The sequence below is a fragment of the Marinomonas sp. NPDC078689 genome (genome assembly GCF_044542435.1).
Classification (GTDB): Bacteria; Pseudomonadota; Gammaproteobacteria; order Pseudomonadales; family Marinomonadaceae; genus Marinomonas; species Marinomonas arenicola.
Window position 1 is genome coordinate 508,227 of the sequence record NZ_JBITUJ010000002.1, and the last position, 16,521, is coordinate 524,747.

The window sequence follows — 16,521 nt, forward strand, 5'->3', positions numbered from 1 at the left end:
CCGTTACTCCTTCCCTACTGACAGTTCTTGAGCAAGAGACGCTTTGCGTAAAGTCTCTACCTCATGCTGTACTTTTTCGAGGCGCTTGTTAAGCACTCGAACTTGACGCTCAGAACGAAAATACGTAACAGAGCTCACAATCAGAGCCACGCAGGCACCAATAGTAAAAGAGAGAAGTGTGTATAAAGCGACACTCAATTCAGGTCCTTGCCAAAAAACCAAATCAAGATGGATAAGCTGGGGGTTTTTGATGGCGAAAAACACACCAACGGCAAGGAAAAAGACAATCAGAATTGTAAAAACAACTCTTTTCAGCCATTTAAGCATAAAACAACCCACCAAATTAGAATGGCAACATTATGCCGTGATAGCTAACAAATTTCGAGGCATAAGACGTAAATTAGTTAAGTTCGTTTATCTCGGCATCCGGTAGATTCACCAATTCGCGCAATTCTTTTCCAGGTTTGAAGTGCGGAACGTACTTTGCCGACAGCTCAACAGACTCACCTGTTTTCGGGTTGCGACCCACTCTCGGTGCACGGTAATGCAATGAGAAACTGCCAAAACCTCTGATCTCTATACGCTCACCATTCGACAGAGCATCAGACATATGATCAAGCATTGTCTTAATAGCTTCCTCAACATCCTTCACTGGCAAGTGAGATTGCTGATCAATTAGCAGTTCTATCAGCTCAGATTTTGTCATTCTCGTCTCCGCGACTATATTTTGATCACACTGTAAGACTAGCTAAATCTAGAAAGAAAGCAATAAGTTATAAAGCTTTCGGTCGAATTTAAAGCATTTTTTCTAAAATTTTTGTAAATAAACACAAGTCGATTGCCTCGATAACTGGCGTAGACCTTAGCGAGCTTTTATAATGTCGTCCATATTTAACACCATTGGAAGATAAAACAATGAGCTATAGTAAAATTCCTGCCGGCAAAGACCTACCAAATGACATCAATGTCATCATCGAAATTCCAGCGCAAGCGAGCCCTGTGAAATACGAAGTAGACAAAGACATGGACGCGCTTGTTGTTGACCGCTTCATGACAGCCCCTATGTTCTACCCTGCTAACTACGGCTACGTAAATAACACTTTGGCTGATGACGGCGACCCAGTTGACGTTCTTGTTATCACACCTTATCCAGTAGTCGCAGGTTCTGTTATTCGCTGTCGTCCAGTAGGCGTGTTAAACATGTCTGACGAAGCTGGCATGGACGCAAAATTGGTTGCTGTTCCTCACGAGAAACTGAGCAAAGAATACGGCCACATCCAAGATGTGAACGACATCCCACAATTGCTACGTGATCAAATCGAACACTTCTTCGAAAACTACAAAACGCTTGAAAAAGGCAAATGGGTAAAAGTAGAAGGTTGGGCAAGCGCTGAAGAAGCGAAGAAAGCCCTAGTTGAAGGCGTAGAAGCTTACAACGCTCAGTAATTCACTGTGAGTAACGAGAGACGATTCGCCTCTCAATCACCTTGTTACTGATCTAAAAAAACCGATCCTAGGATCGGTTTTTTTGTGTTCTCAATTCAGTAACCCGCTATTCTAAATAGCCAATTATTCTAGAGAGTCTAGGAAACGTTCGGCATCCAGCGCGGCCATACAACCTGTTCCGGCTGACGTAATGGCTTGACGATAAATGTGATCACTCACATCGCCCGCTGCAAATACACCCTCGATACTGGTTTGTGTGGCATTGCCTTGTGAGCCTGTTTGCACTTTAAGGTAGCCGTCTTTCATCTCTAGCTGACCTTGGAAGATGTCTGTGTTCGGCTTATGACCAATCGCAACAAAGACACCAGCAACCGCTAGATCTTTCTTCTCACCGGTTTGGCTGTTCTTGATACGCACGCCCGTTACGCCGTTGGCATCACCTAGAACTTCATCCAATTCTGAGTACCATTCGATTTTCACATTGCCGTTTTTCGCTTTTTCTAGCAATTTATCCGACAAGATTTTTTCAGAGCGGAATTTATCTCGACGGTGAATCACGGTCACTGTTTTCGCAATGTTCGCTAAATATAGAGCTTCTTCAACAGCGGTATTACCACCACCGATCACAGCAACGTCTTGGTTACGGTAAAAGAAACCATCACAGGTCGCACAAGCAGAAACCCCTTGGCCCATGAATTTGGTTTCACTTTCAAGACCAAGGTACTGAGCGCTGGCACCCGTTGAAATAATCAGCGCATCACAGGTATAAACACCGTCATCGCCTTCTAAACGGAATGGACGGTTATTCAAATCTACTTTGTTAACATGATCAAAAATGATTTCAGTCTCAAAACGCTCAGCGTGCTTACGCATGCGTTCCATTAGTTCAGGACCTTGCACACCTTGATCATCACCTGGCCAGTTGTCTACGTCTGTGGTGGTCGTAAGCTGACCGCCCATTTGCATACCAGTAATCATTACAGGGTTTAAGTTAGCACGAGCCGCATAGACAGCGGCGGTATAACCTGCGGGACCGGATCCCAAAATCATTAATTTAGCGTGTTTCACATCGCTCATGTAATTTGCTCCTGTAAATAAGTGGTTTCTGACGTTTTTTTGCCAGATAAAATTCTTGAGGCGAATTCTAACGAATCTGCGCCAAAATGCTTAGCGAAAAATATTAATAACTAAAATAGGGACCTTCTATGGCTTTTCAAGCGCGGCGTTTTCCCACCTAGGCCGTTTGGCTACCGCAAAATGCGCATTCTGGGTCTTGGGTTACACGCATTTCACGCCACCGCCCTTCCATGCCATCAAATAACTTCAGCAAGCCATGCTCTACTCGGCCGCAACCGCTGGCGATCTTGAGTGCGTCCAATGCCTGCAACACCCCCAAAGAACCCACCACAGGCCCTATCACGCCACTTTCACTGCAACTTAACTGATTGTCAGACATAGAAGGATAAAGGCATTCATAACAAGGAGATGCGTTCTGATCATAGAGAAAGCTAATCAATTGCCCTTCCCAACGAATCGCCGCGGCGCTCACTAACGGTGTCTTTGCATTGAAGCACGCACGGTGGATACTTTGACGAGCTTGATAATTGTCTGTGCAATCCAATACCACACTCGCTTTGGCCACAGCCTGAGACAACGGATACCCTGCTAAATGCTCCGTGATGGCTTGAATACGACTTTCTGAGTTTTTTGCGAGCAATTCCACCTTTGCCGCCTGAGCTTTGTTGCTCCCAAGGTGGCCTTCGTTATAAAGCACTTGTCGCGGTAAATTACTGAGCTCTAGATGGTCGCCATCTGCTAGTATTAATTCACCCACACCAGCACTTGCTAAATAGGTGGCAGCAATATTACCCAAGCCTCCCATGCCGATGACCAAAACCGTCGCACTCGATAAGGCAAGCTGCCCCTCAATATCAAAGTTAGGCAGTAAAAGTTGTCGACTGTATCGATCTAGCTGTGATTCGTTCATTTTTCTCTTACATTTATTTTAGATAACTGCCCGAATGGTCAATGTTTTGATAAAATAAAACCATTAACTTATCAGCGGACAAAAGTATGAAATTCCCAGGTAGACGTAAAATCAAACACTATTTTCCAGTTTCTGAAGCAAAGCCTATTTTGCCTACCTCTGAAGTTCGCCCTGATAAAGACACCTATATTGTCGGGCTAGACGAAACCATTGTCGATGTTATTGCCAATATCTCTGACGATTTTTTAACGACCTTTAACATTCAAAAGGGGTTATCCAATCTGGTCGATGTGGATACCGCATCAGCGATCTACAAAGAGCTGACCGCTCAGCAGAGTATTTCTGATCATTTTGCTGGCGGTACGATCGGCAACACCATTCACAATTATTCGGTTTTAGCCGATGACAAATCCGTACTACTCGGCGTAATGTCTGCCAACATCGCACTGGGCTCCCCTGCTTATCACTACATTTGCCACACCAGCAGCAAGGTCGATATGAACCACTTGCAAGGAGTAAATGGTGACATTGGCCGTGGCATCACCCTTATCACTCCAGATGGCGAGCGCACCTTTGCGATTGCACCTGGCGATATGGACGAACTAAGCCATGAACATATTCCGGAAGACATTATTGCTGGCGCGGCGGCCTTTGTGAGCTGCGCCTATCCACTACGTCACCAAGGAAAACCCATTAAACAAGCGATGCTGAGCGCCATGGCATACGCCAACAAGCATCACATTCCAACGGTGTTAACGCTTGGTACAAAGCACCTCGTCGACGACCATCGCGATGAGCTGCTTGAGCTGATCAAACGTGATGTCAATGTGTTGGCAATGAACGAGCTGGAAGCGGAAGCACTCACTGGCTTCTCAGACCCGTTGCAAGCCGCCGATGCGATTCTCGACTACGTAGACATGGTTCTGCTCACTGCAGGCCCTGACGGTTTGTATTTGTGTGGCCATACAGAAAACACGCTAAAACGAGAAACCACCAACCCGATAAAATCCGCCGATGTTGCAGATTTCAATCGCTGGGAATTCAGCCGTCCAATGATGCGCCAAGCCTGTAAAAACCCGATTAAGGTATTTTCTCACATTGACCCTTACATGGGTGGCCCTGAGAAAATCCGTAATACCAATGGTGCTGGGGATGGCGCCTTATCGGCGTTACTGCACGACATTTCAGCCAACCATTTTCATCGTGAGGCGCAACCCAACTCCAGCAAACACGCGGCACCTTTCCTTGCCTACTCATCTTTTGCCCAGATTTGTAAATACGCAAACCGTGTGAGTTATGAGATTCTGGCGCAAAGCGCACCTCGTCTTTCCCGCGGCCTACCCGAAAGAGAAGACAGCTTAGAAGAAGCCTACTGGGATCGCTAAACAAGAAAAGCAGACACAAAAAAACCATGCTCAGCATGGTTTTTTTTGGCTCATATTTCGAGCTTAATCGTGATCTATTCGCTTACATGGCTTCGATGCCAAGCGCTTCATTGCGCTCAAACATGCGATCAAGTTCCAGCAAAATAACCAACTCATCGTCTTTTTGGTAAACACCTTGGATAAACTTCAGTGCTTCGTCATTACCGACGCTTGGGCTCTGCTCAATTTCACCTTGGTAGAGGTAAAACACTTCTTGAACAGCGTCCACTAATAGACCAATTTGCTCTCCATCATGCTCAATAATGATGATACGAGTATCATCCGTAATCGTGCATTCTGGCAAACCGAAACGGACACGCGTATCCACTACAGTAACCACATTACCACGTAGATTCACTATGCCTAACACATAAGAAGGCGCACCAGGCACTGGAGCTATTTCACTGTAGCGAAGCACTTCTTTGATTTGTAAAACATTAATGCCGTAAGTTTCATCGATCAATTTAAAGGTAAGATATTGTAGCAATTCACCTTTTTTGCTTTCCGCTAAGGCTTTTCCAGATTCTTTCATAGGCGCCAATTCTGACATGACTTACATCCATATTCGATTTTATTAAAACAATAACGCGAAGCCATCTTATCAATGACTCCGCGTTAAACCTAGCTCAGAGAGACTCGACTATTAACTGTCTTGTTCAATACCAACAATCGTCCAGTTGCCTTTCTCATCCGACATGTTCTTTTCCAAATGCCAAACTTCATTGGTATCAGAAGTCTGATCACCTTCTTTGATCCAGCCTGAGAATTTTAGCGAGATGGACGCAATAGAGCCAATAAACTCACCACGTACAAGCTCAACCATCAATGAAATCACTTCAGTACGAGGCATATTCTCACCATGCTTCGCTCTTTCTTCTTGAAGCATGACAAAAAGGTCTGCACTGACGTAGCTGCGAATTTCATCAAAGTCGTTATTGTCCCATGCTTTTTGCAAAGCGATGTAATGGTTTTTCGCTTCCGCAACAAACGCTTGTTCATTAAAGCCCGGTGGCAGTTGAAACTCTGGCTGACCACCAAAACCTGGCACGCCAGACATAGGCGATGGCGTAAACTGATCACGCGTCGAAGTCGGTGTTTCACGGTTCATAGTGGTACCGTAACCAGCGGCTTGAGCCTGTGCTGCACGACGTTTTGGCGCGATGAAAAACTTATAGATCAAGAAGCCAATCACAGCGAATAATAAAATGTCGCCGAATGAAATGCCGTCAAATGCGCCACTGCCCATCAAGGCAGCAAAAATACCACCTGCCAACAAACCACCCAGTAAACCGCCGCCTAGGCCGCCAAGAAAACCACTTTTCTTAGGCGCTGTGGTATTCGTCGCTTTAGGGATAGTAGATGTGTTGCTGCTTTTAGATTTAGAAAAAGAAAAACTTTTCCCGAAGCTCTTACCGCCGCCAAATTTTTTCGCTTGAACGTCAGCACTAAAACCACCAACCCCCATCGCTAAAACAAACGCCATTAACATGGCATATACAGTCGATTTCACAAAACTCTCCAATTTATTTGAAATTTACAAGACCCACGGCATTGCGAAGGTCTGAAATGAATCCACGCACACGAGCTCGTGCTTTTTCTGCACCAGCTTGAAGGATTTCTTCAACCTGAGCAGGATTCGCCATCAGTTCTAGATATTTTTCACGAGGCTCAGCTAGTTGACCATTGATCAACTCAAAAAGTTCCTTCTTCGCTTGGCCCCAAGCAATACCATCTGCAAATTTCTGACGCATTTCAGCGGTTTGTTCCGGTGTGGCAAACGCTTTATAGATATCAAACACAGTAGAGTCGTTTGGATCTTTCGCTTCGCCTGGCTCTAATAAGTTGGTTTTGATTTTATTAATGCCTTTTTGAAGCTTTTTCTCAGTATCAAAAAGAGGAATCGTGTTGTTGTAACTCTTACTCATTTTGCGGCCGTCTAAGCCTTTCAAAATCGAACCTTCTTCACCAACAACCGCTTCAGGTAAGGTAAAGTGCTGGCCGAACAAGTGGTTAAAACGGCCTGCGATATCACGCGCCATTTCAATGTGCTGAATTTGGTCACGACCCACAGGCACTTTATTGGCATTAAACGCCAAAATATCCGCCGCCATTAACACTGGGTAGCAGAACAAGCCCATGGTGATGCCAAAATCAGGGTCTTGGCTATCGGCAAGGTTGGCGTCTACTGCCCCTTTGTAGGCGTGCGCTCGGTTCATCAAACCTTTTGAAGTAACACAAGTCAGTAGCCAGTTCAGTTCAGCAATTTCTGGAATATCGGATTGACGGTAAAATGTCGCTTTGTCTGTGTCCAAGCCACACGCTAGCCAGGTCGCGGCAATCTCTTGGCGAGATTGTTGAACACGTGCTGGATCTTGGCATTTGATCAAAGCATGGTAATCCGCCATAAAAAAGTAAGCATCCGTGTTGTCTTGACGGCTTGCTTCAATTGCAGGACGAATAGCACCCACGTAGTTGCCTAAGTGTGGTGTACCTGAAGTTGTAATACCGGTTAAAACAATTTCTTTTGCCATTACTGCTACTACTCTCTTTCTACTGTATTTAGTGTCGAAATTTACGCTTACCCTACCATAAAAGAATCACAGCAAGAATCTTACAAAAGCCTTATATTGCCTTTCTAACGTATTGGACAATGAAGTTTTCTATTAATGGTGCCAAATATTCTATTATCAAGCGCTTAGCCAAAGTTCATCCGGCAAACCTGAGTTACGCTGAATCCGAGATTGAGCGGCCGCAGTCACCAAATGCGCGGCGCCCCACAGGGTAAAATCCTGCTTCGCCCGAGTGATTCCTGTGTAGATCAACTCTCGCGTTAACACAGGCGATGGCGTCAATGGCAACAACAAGGCAACACGCTCGAACTCCGAGCCTTGTGATTTATGAACCGTCATCGCAAACACCACTTCAAACGCACTCAAACGACTTGGTAACAAGCCCGTAAAAGAACCATCCGGCAGCATAAACCAGACTCGTAAACGCTGAGATTCATCCGGCATGCATAAGCCAATATCACCATTAAACAACCCTAGGCTGGCGTCATTGCGCGTCAGCATGACGGCTTTTCCTGGGTACCAAACATGCGGATCTTTGACTCGCCCACGCTGATAAAAATACAACTCAAGCTGTTTATTCACTTGCTCAACGCCGAATTCACCCTGACGCACAGCGGTCAGGATTTGATAACGAGAAAAAGCGGCATAAAGCGACACTATGTCCTTTTGCTGCCGTACTGCGTCCCAGTAGTCATCATAGCCCTTGGCTAAGGTCGCGATGTCCGGCTTGGTTTGCTGTTCGGTGGGCACCTGCCAATGCACATCGCGAGGATTATTTTGCAGTTGATAAATGGCATCTTGGGCATTGCCTGCGTTCATGGCTTTGGCTAAATGCCCTATCCCACTGTTCGCGTCAAAACGATAACTGGTGCGCAATAGGGTCAATGAGCGACTGATCAGCGGCGCTTCAGGGTTCGCAAACTGACTCACGTTTTCGCCCGTTAAGCGGGTCAAGCGCTGCGCCCAATCCGCCTGAAAATAGGCACTTTCAATGCCTAACGACAAATCCCCCAACACACTGCCCGCTTCCACCGAGGCCAACTGATCTTTATCGCCCAGTAAAATAAGCCGCGCGTGCGGTGGCAAGGCGTCAATCAGCTTCGCCATCATAGGCAAATCCACCATGGACACTTCATCCACCAGCAACACATCCAAATGCAGCGGATTGTCTCTATTGTGCTTAAAACGACTGCGGCCGAAGTCACTGCCGAGCAAGCGATGCAGTGTGCTTGCTTGTTCGGGAATGGCCGCTTTAATGTCTTCTTCTAGAGGCAACGAACGTTTGGCATTTGCAATCGACTCAGTCAAACGTGCTGCCGCTTTTCCGGTAGGCGCCGCCAGCTCTATTCTTAATACCTTGCCTTGCGCCGCCGATTGCGACACCAACAAAGCCAGAAGTTTGGTAACTGTGGTGGTTTTCCCTGTACCTGGACCACCACTAATCACAGAAAATGGCAGACTGGCCGCATTAGCGACCGCGACTTTTTGCCAATCTACCGTGTCTGATTTGTTAGGAAACAATCGATCAATAATCGCCGCGTCAGGCTCAAAAGGCGTCGCGCCAGCATGGTGTTTAAGATAAGAAAGCACTTGCTGCTCGTATTGAAAATAACGATACAAATACAAGCGAGTGCCGCTTAATACCATCGGTTTTTCCGTCAATGGCAGCACTAGGCTCACCAACTGACTTTGCTTTAGCGCATCGCACCAGTCTGCAACCGAATGCACACCGCTCGCGGCCAATGCCGCTTTTAATTCCGCAACAGCCAAGCCTTCTGGTGGCTTTTTCCAAAGTGACACCAAGTCGATGCAAATATGCCCAGCCCCCAAATACGCACTGCACAAAGCCCCCGCGATATGCACCGCATCATTTGACTCGTTCACGTGGTGCGCCAACTGTTCGATCCACTGGCGGTCAATCGCCCGCAACACCCCTTGCTCTTGCCATGCCATTAAAGGGGGATTGGAGGTTGGCTCTGCCTGCGCTAATAAATCCAATTGATTAGAAAAGTCCAAGCTGCCCTTCCTCCTGCGATAGTTCACCGGCAAACAATTGATCCAGTGCTTCAACATGCGCCTTAGACAAGCGCGAATTAAAGATACCGGTCTTTTGCCCTGGCGTCATACCCCGTAAAAATAAATACACCACACCGCCAACGTGGGTGTCGTAGTCATAATTTGGCAGGCGCTGTTTCAGCAAACGATGCAATGCCAAGGTATAAAGTTGATACTGTAAATCGTATCTGTGGTCCGCAATCGCGTGCTCAATCGCATCGTTTTGATAGTCCGTGAAATCATCACCTAAATGGTTCGACTTATAATCCAGCACGTAATAACGTCCTTGCCACTCGAAAAGCAAATCGATAAAGCCTTTGAGCATTCCCTTTAACGGGCGATCTTGAATACTTGGCGCCGACCGAGAAACCCTATCATGCTCACGAGCAATGCGATCTAGCTGCAGAGCGTTCATGCCATTCACCGGCATAAAGAATTCCAGCTCCTTGCGACACGCCGACACAGGAAGATCCCCCAGACACACGCCTTCTATCAATTCAGTATTAACAATGTCGACCAACCAATCGTTCAATACAGAACGCCACTCACCAAACCCTTGGCGCTCATAAAATGCTTCCATATTGGTTTGGTAGCTCAACTTCAACAAGTCTCTAAAACTGGGGTCATTGACGACGTCTTGAATGCCTTTACCTTCAAGCGTGTCATGCAAGAAAGTCCCAGGCTTAGCGCCACGCGGAAAACTAAAGCGGTTCTGCTCTGGTTCTGCCGAAGCATCAACCAGCAAAGAGGCGTCTTCTAGTGCCTCTTCAAGGGGGTCTTGAAGGCGCGTCATTTCATCCAAACCTGGCAGGCTTTCATCGTTTTGTTCCGTGGCTTCCACCACCAAAGAAGAATAACTGCCTACCCACCAATCGCGCTCTATGCGGCCGTTAAAACGCCGTGCTTGAGGTTCACTAAGACGCGTCTCAAGCATTTTAAAACGTGGTAATTCTGGCACGTCACTGGGCAGATCCACCAGACTCATTTTCCCGTCCGGATGACGACCCACTAAGCGCCCAATAGTCGGTACTAATCCCCCTGCCTCAAGGGACTCACCTTCACATAGCAAGGCGCCAACACCGCTCAAATGCACATCACAAATCGCCTCTCGGGATTTGGTCGCTCCCTTGCCAACTTCCATACAACCAATAAAGCAGGCTTCTTTTGAACGTGTTAACGCCACATACGCCAAGCGAATTTCCGCGGCGTACAATTCTTCTTTATGGCGCTCAGATTCTTCTTCGTCTGGGTCGATGGAAATCCACAATTGTTGCTGATCGTCATGATAAAGCGCGGATTTGCCTCGATCTTGAAATGGCGTCAAAGCAAACGGCAAATACACAATCGGGTATTCCAATCCCTTACTTTTGTGAATCGTCACAATACGCACCAACTCGGCGTCGGTTTCTAAACGAATTTTTTGTTCGTCACTGTCGCCATTGGGGTTTTGAATGGCCAAACGCAAATAACGCAACACACCTTCTTTGGAGTCCAGTTCTAGGGATTTTTGCTGCAGTTTTTCGGTGAGGTGCAAAAAGTCAGTTAACTTACGCTCGCCGCCAATCTGTCTCAACATATGAGTGGCGAGATCCACGTCCGTCATAAACTCGCGCAACATGGGCAACAAACCTTGGGTTTCCCATAATTCCAAATAGTACTGGAAAGACTGCACCCATTTTTCATACACCACATCATCGTGATTGAGCGTATCCAGCTCTTCTAATGACCACTCCACTAGACTGGTCGCTAACGCCGAACGCATCTTACTTTCTTGGGCGTTGGACAAAATCGCCGTCAGCACAATTAATAACTCTCGCGCTTCGACGGTTTCAAACACCGAACCTTTATCACTCAAGTACACACTGGGAATGCCACGCTGACGCAAAGCATCTTTCAGTGCATTGGCTTGGCTAAAATTGGTCACCAGCAAGGCCACGTCTTTTGGCCGTACACCGCGCTCACCGATCAATGCCTCTCCACTTTGCCCTTCTAACAAAATGCGGTGCAAATGCGCGGCGCACGCCTCGGCCATGGCAGCACGGTATTGCGCACTTGAAATCGGCTCATCGCTTTGCTGATACAAAAACTGCAACGCCGGTTGTCCCGTTCCATGACGAGAAAATTGCCCAGCCACGCCGCGGTCTTGCACTTCAACAAACGGAATACCCGCCACACGAAACGGCGCCTCATGGGTGGTAAATAAGGCATTTACTGACTGAATCATGGCCGCAGATGAACGGTAATTGGTCGCCAATGAATACACGCTGTCGACCCTTTGTTTGGCGGCCAAATAGGTATAAATATCCGCGCCACGAAACGCATAAATGGCTTGTTTTGGGTCGCCGATCATAATCAGCCCCAATTGGTTTTGCGTTGTATCAGCTGGCTGGTATACCGTTGAAAAAATTCGATATTGCACAGCGTCCGTGTCTTGGAATTCGTCGATCAAAGCAATCGGATACAAGTGACGAATACGTTCCGCCAGCTTACCTGCTTCGTCTTGCCCTAACGCCACATCCAATGAGGTCAACAAATCGGTAAAGGTCAACGACTGGGTGCTGCGCTTCCACTGTGCCATGCGTTCTTGGGTTTTGACCCAAAGTTGCTGCAACAAGACGGCCTTTAAGCGCCCCGCGTCAGGAAAGGATTCTCTTAGTGCTTGTACCGAGGCAAAAAACGGATGCGCTGGCAGCTCGCCATTTTTACTCAAACGCGTGGCGTGCTCACTGGTGTCGAATTTCTCAAGGCTTTTGTCCAATTCAAAACGCGTCGAATTGGCCCATTGGGTCATCGCCTGAATGTCTTTTGACGGATCTTTGCGCCAGAAAGTACGCTTAATACCGCTTTGCTCTAGCGCCTCTATAATGTCTTGGGCTTGCTCGCGCCAAGTGGCTCGCACTTTTTCAATGGCTTGCTGAGATTCGGCTAAAGCAGTTTCCCAGTCGTAATTGGGCGACACCAATTTTGCGTCTGGCTGGTTTTGCAGTAACGACAAATCTTTTTGCAAGGCATCCGGTGAAGACCAAATGGGCTTAATTAACGCCGCTTTACTGTCGTCTAGCGGGTAAAACTCACTGCGCCAAACGTCTTTCACCGCCATCGACAAGGGGGCTTGTTCATCGGTTTCTATGGTCTGTTGAAACAGCATGCGACTTTCAAACGCATTCTGGCTCAGCATACGCTGACAAAAGCCATGAATGGTAAAAACCGCCGCTTCGTCCATTTGTTTTTCGGCGTAGAGTAACTTTTCAATCGCGTCAGACTCTTGATCAGCGCTCATACCCGCTAACCAGTCTTTTAAAAATACGTCGTTTGTTGTGCCCATCATCAAGGCTTTACGGGCCACTCGAATACGGCCACGAATACGCGCTTTCAGCTCAGCGGTGGCCGCTTCGGTAAAGGTCACAACCAATATCTGATCGACGGTCAGCGGTTGCTCTAAATCTCCAGGCTGCCCCGTCGGCACCAATAAGCGCAAATATAAATTGGCAATGGTATAGGTTTTACCTGTCCCTGCGCTGGCTTCGATTAAGCGTTTGCCAAACAAGGGAAAGGTCAATGCATCCAGCAATTGCACCGATGCGTCTGTCGTTACTGGGGTCACAGCAGAGCCTGCTGTCTGCGTCATGTCACTCATTCAAACAACTCCAAGTGGCGGTGCATCGGCAGCCAAATCATTTCACATAACTGAGTAAATCGGTCTCGTTGCTCAAGCAAAGAAGGGAAATAGCGTTGCCAATAAGCATCCTCCACCTCGCTGCTGCTAAACGCACTGCTGCTGTCTTGGTAAATTTTAAGCGCTTGCTGCCATGCAGCCTCTTCGTCTTCAGCGGTTTTTGAGGCGCAATAGCTTTTACACCAAGCATCAGCGCTTTTCGACGGCAGAGGAATCGGCTCACACAAACCTTGTTGTAGTAAGGTGATGATTTGCGATAAATGCGTTTTGGCTTCATCGGGGGCCACTATGATGAAGCCATGCTGTGTAACCTTGCCGTTTTTCGCCAAGTTCACAAGATGATGCTGCTTTGGCGAGCCTTGTGCGCACAGCGCCAAATGCTCTATCCAGGTTTGCATTTTTTGATGGGCGGAAAGATCCCCAATACGATACGACAAACGCGTCGTTGGAGTGTCTAATGTTAGCCAGCCCTGCAAAGCAATCGCACCGATGTTAATGCTCACTTCAAGCGGAGCGCAAGCTTCAAGGGCGTAACCTTGTAACACCTGAATAAGCTGACGACACTGATCTTGGTATTGCTGCAAAGATAACCGACCAAAAGCGCCATAAGGCAACACCCCCATCAAGGGCAAGCGCTTAAAAAAGGTGTCTTCATCGCCCTGCAGCAAAGCCTCAAGCATGTCTTCTCGTAGCAAATAGCCTGATAAGCCTTCTAAGGTAAACGGCTCGTCTTCAAACTCTTCCTCTTCACGTAAGCTCAAAAAGGCTTTTAATCGACGCTGGGTAAAATAGCGTGCCGGATTGCCAACAAACCGAGATAGCTCTTCAAGAGGCAGCTCAGCCCGTGTGCTTTCTTGCGCCGCGAGAGGCGACATTAATGGCTTATCCACTTCGATCTGAGAGGCCAATAGCGCGGGCAACCATTGCTCGCTGTAACTGTACAAACGCGCGTCTTGCTGATAGTAGCTTTCATTAAAAGGCTGCAACGGATGCTCAACAATCAGTTTTGCCAAAAACGCCTCTTGTGCCTCTTCAGGCGGCAATATTTCATCCCCGACAAAGACACAACTTTGTGCCATGTATTCGAGCAATTCACTGACTAAAATCGATGGGTTCTTCTCGCTATTATCTCGAATGCTCTTGCCGACGTAACTCAGGTAGAAGCATTCTCGCGCCGACATCAAGGCTTCCAAAAAGAGGTATTTGTCGTCTTCACGGCGGCTACGATCACCGCTACGATAATCCCCTACCATCAAATCAAAGCCCATTGGGGCGACGCTTCTCGGGTAATCCCCTTCATTCAAGCCCAATACACAAATGACTTTAAACGGCACCGAGCGCATCGGCATCAAAGTGCAAAAATTGATTCTTCCCGCAAGGAAGCGTTGCCCACCTTGGGCTTCTTGCAACATGGGGGTGAGCAACTGTCGAATGACCTGCTGCTCTAATTTGTCCGTAAAATAGGCGTGCTGCCATTGCAAGGTTAAGGTGTCTAATTGCTTGCTCAACAATGCAGGAAAACTGTCGTCTTCCTCGACCAAAAAGAACTGCTCACTTAACGAGTAAAGCATCTCAACCCATTCTTTCGGCGTGAGCGACGCTTGCAAACCTTGTTGCGCTTTATTAATGGCCGATAAAAATTCGGCTAACTTACCAGCAACCGCCGCTTCTAAGCCTTCAACGTCGCCATAGCTTAACGTGTTTTCCCAGATGTGATCGTGACCCATGGCGTAACCCAATAACATACGACGCACGCCATTTAGCCAAGTATGTGACTCTTGAGCGGGTAATGAATGGTGCTCCGCCGTGTGAGCATCTAGCCCCCAGCGGATACCCACCTCAGTAGACCATTGTCGAATGCGCTCTAGCTCTTGCGCGGTCAGCTCGAACTTCGCCAATACCGCCGGCACTTCCAGCACACTGATCAACTCAGACAAAGTGAAACGACTGTCGCCCAAGCCTAATAAATACAAATAGGCATCGACAATTGGGTTTTCCATACCACCGGATTGGTCAATCAAGGCAAAGGGGATTTTTTTGCGCCCTTGAGCACCCGCTTTTGTACCGCCAAAAACGGCTTTAACAAACGGGCTATAGGCGTTCACATCGGGCAACATCACTATGATGTCTTTCGGTGTCAGGCTAGGGTCGCGCTCAAACATATCCAACAACAGATCATGTAAGACTTCCACTTCACGCAGCGGACTGTGACACAAATGCACTCGCACACTGTGATCATCGAGCACAATAGGATGTCGATACTCGGCGCTCTCAATCTCAGGGTTGCGCTCTTCCGCCGAGCCGTGGTTTTCCAGTGTCAGTACATCTTGCTGAACCCACTGCAACAAACCATGATTCGGCTCGCTATGGTAATCCTCAAAGACTTCCAATTCGCCATCGGCCATTTCTTGCAATTGAGCAATATAATCACGACCCAATCGTCCCCAGCTTGCCAACAATGGGTTCGCATCCAAATGCAGGGTATCCATGCTGAGCCCAGGCTTTAGGGTTTGACGCTTAATAATGCGGCCAAGGTAATGTTTGTCGACCACGTCTCCCCAGTAAAAGCGGCAAGGGTTTTGCAAAAAGAGATGCATCTCAATCCAGCCAGACGACGCCAATACACGCAATGACTCCAGTGTGTTTGGCGGCAAAGAAGACACCCCAAAAATAAAGATTCGCTTCGGCATATCAGCAGGGCGAGTTTGTGACTTAGTCGCATCGGCCAGCGCTTCTATCAAGTTGCCACGATGGTATAAGGACTCACCTTGTTGGCTAATGTCTGTCACTAAATCCTGCCATAAAATGGCTTGCCATGGCTGCTGGTCAAACAAGGCGGCTAATTTTTCATCATGAAGGTCACCGCTTTCCCACGCTTTAATCCAATCGGGACGGTACACCAAGTATTGGTCGTAAATATCCGCAATGCTGCTACACAACTGAAAACGTCGAACTTGGCTGTCATCGTCTTGTAAGTACCAACTCAACGATTGAAACGCTTCTTCTTGTAAGCGCGCGTCCAACAGGCGCATCAAACGCCATACTAAAAAGGGCTTGTTGAATTCACTCTGCCCTGGGATATCCGATAAGGTTTGCGCAAAGCTGTGCCAAACAAAAGTAGAAGGCAATGGAAAGGTTAACCCAGCGGCAATGCTATGAGACTGGGCAATCGACATTTTAAGCCATTGCGCCATGCCAGGGTTTTGCACAAGAATGTGTTCGTCTTCAAAGGGGTTTTGCGGCGGAGAAAGCGCCAATATTTTTGCCAGCAGAACCGCTAAGTCTTCAAGACGGTTGCCTGTATAGAGCTGAAACATGCACGAATCCTTGTTGTCGGCAATGAAAGTAAGAAAAAGCAGACAG

General features: G+C 47.5%; 12 protein-coding genes. 2 read left to right on the forward strand and 10 right to left on the reverse strand.

The genetic code is table 11. The features are described 5' to 3' along the window. Window positions 1-3: 3 nt before the first annotated feature. Window positions 4-327, reverse strand: coding sequence for a lipopolysaccharide assembly LapA domain-containing protein (locus ACIGBN_RS05435; RefSeq protein ID WP_133002907.1), 324 nt, complete (start codon window positions 325-327; stop codon window positions 4-6). Window positions 328-400: 73 nt separating this feature from the next. Beyond that, window positions 401-724 (reverse strand): integration host factor subunit beta, encoded by a 324-nt coding sequence (ihfB, locus tag ACIGBN_RS05440; protein ID WP_279433443.1) that lies wholly within the window; start codon window positions 722-724, stop codon window positions 401-403. 191 nt (window positions 725-915) lie between these two features. Here ihfB and ppa point away from each other — a divergent pair, with 191 nt between their 5' ends. Beyond that, window positions 916-1,446, forward strand: a complete 531-nt coding sequence (gene ppa / locus ACIGBN_RS05445) for an inorganic diphosphatase (RefSeq protein WP_133002905.1) — start codon at window positions 916-918, stop codon at window positions 1,444-1,446. A gap of 123 nt (window positions 1,447-1,569) precedes the next feature. Here ppa and trxB read toward each other — a convergent pair whose 3' ends face one another. Together trxB and ACIGBN_RS05455 are read right to left on the reverse strand one after the other, a co-directional pair. Continuing rightward, on the reverse strand, window positions 1,570-2,523 hold the full coding sequence (gene trxB, locus ACIGBN_RS05450) for a thioredoxin-disulfide reductase (RefSeq protein WP_133002904.1): 954 nt from the start codon (window positions 2,521-2,523) through the stop codon (window positions 1,570-1,572). Between the two features lie 157 nt (window positions 2,524-2,680). Continuing rightward, window positions 2,681-3,433, reverse strand: coding sequence for a HesA/MoeB/ThiF family protein (locus ACIGBN_RS05455; RefSeq protein WP_396664087.1), 753 nt, complete (start codon window positions 3,431-3,433; stop codon window positions 2,681-2,683). A gap of 86 nt (window positions 3,434-3,519) precedes the next feature. Between ACIGBN_RS05455 and ACIGBN_RS05460 the strand changes: the two genes are divergently transcribed. After that, the gene (locus tag ACIGBN_RS05460; RefSeq protein WP_396664089.1) at window positions 3,520-4,818 is read left to right on the forward strand and encodes an inosine/guanosine kinase; all 1,299 of its coding nucleotides are present in this window, start codon (window positions 3,520-3,522) and stop codon (window positions 4,816-4,818) included. An 82-nt stretch (window positions 4,819-4,900) separates the two neighbouring features. Here ACIGBN_RS05460 and ACIGBN_RS05465 read toward each other — a convergent pair whose 3' ends face one another. From ACIGBN_RS05465 to recC, 6 genes are all read right to left on the reverse strand, one after another. After that, the gene (locus tag ACIGBN_RS05465) at window positions 4,901-5,407 is read right to left on the reverse strand and encodes a chemotaxis protein CheW (RefSeq protein WP_396664091.1); all 507 of its coding nucleotides are present in this window, start codon (window positions 5,405-5,407) and stop codon (window positions 4,901-4,903) included. Between the two features lie 93 nt (window positions 5,408-5,500). Further along, complete coding sequence (locus ACIGBN_RS05470; RefSeq protein ID WP_133002901.1) at window positions 5,501-6,367, reverse strand: Tim44 domain-containing protein; 867 nt, start codon at window positions 6,365-6,367, stop codon at window positions 5,501-5,503. A gap of 13 nt (window positions 6,368-6,380) precedes the next feature. Continuing rightward, window positions 6,381-7,388, reverse strand: a complete 1,008-nt coding sequence (locus ACIGBN_RS05475; RefSeq protein WP_133002900.1) for a tryptophan--tRNA ligase — start codon at window positions 7,386-7,388, stop codon at window positions 6,381-6,383. Window positions 7,389-7,544: 156 nt separating this feature from the next. Continuing rightward, window positions 7,545-9,443, reverse strand: a complete 1,899-nt coding sequence (recD, locus tag ACIGBN_RS05480; RefSeq protein ID WP_396664094.1) for an exodeoxyribonuclease V subunit alpha — start codon at window positions 9,441-9,443, stop codon at window positions 7,545-7,547. Next, the gene (recB, locus tag ACIGBN_RS05485) at window positions 9,430-13,119 is read right to left on the reverse strand and encodes an exodeoxyribonuclease V subunit beta (RefSeq protein ID WP_396664096.1); all 3,690 of its coding nucleotides are present in this window, start codon (window positions 13,117-13,119) and stop codon (window positions 9,430-9,432) included. Before recB ends, recD begins: the two co-directional genes overlap by 14 nt. After that, window positions 13,116-16,475, reverse strand: a complete 3,360-nt coding sequence (recC, locus tag ACIGBN_RS05490) for an exodeoxyribonuclease V subunit gamma (RefSeq protein ID WP_396664098.1) — start codon at window positions 16,473-16,475, stop codon at window positions 13,116-13,118. Before recC ends, recB begins: the two co-directional genes overlap by 4 nt. Between the last annotated feature and the right edge of the window lie 46 nt (window positions 16,476-16,521).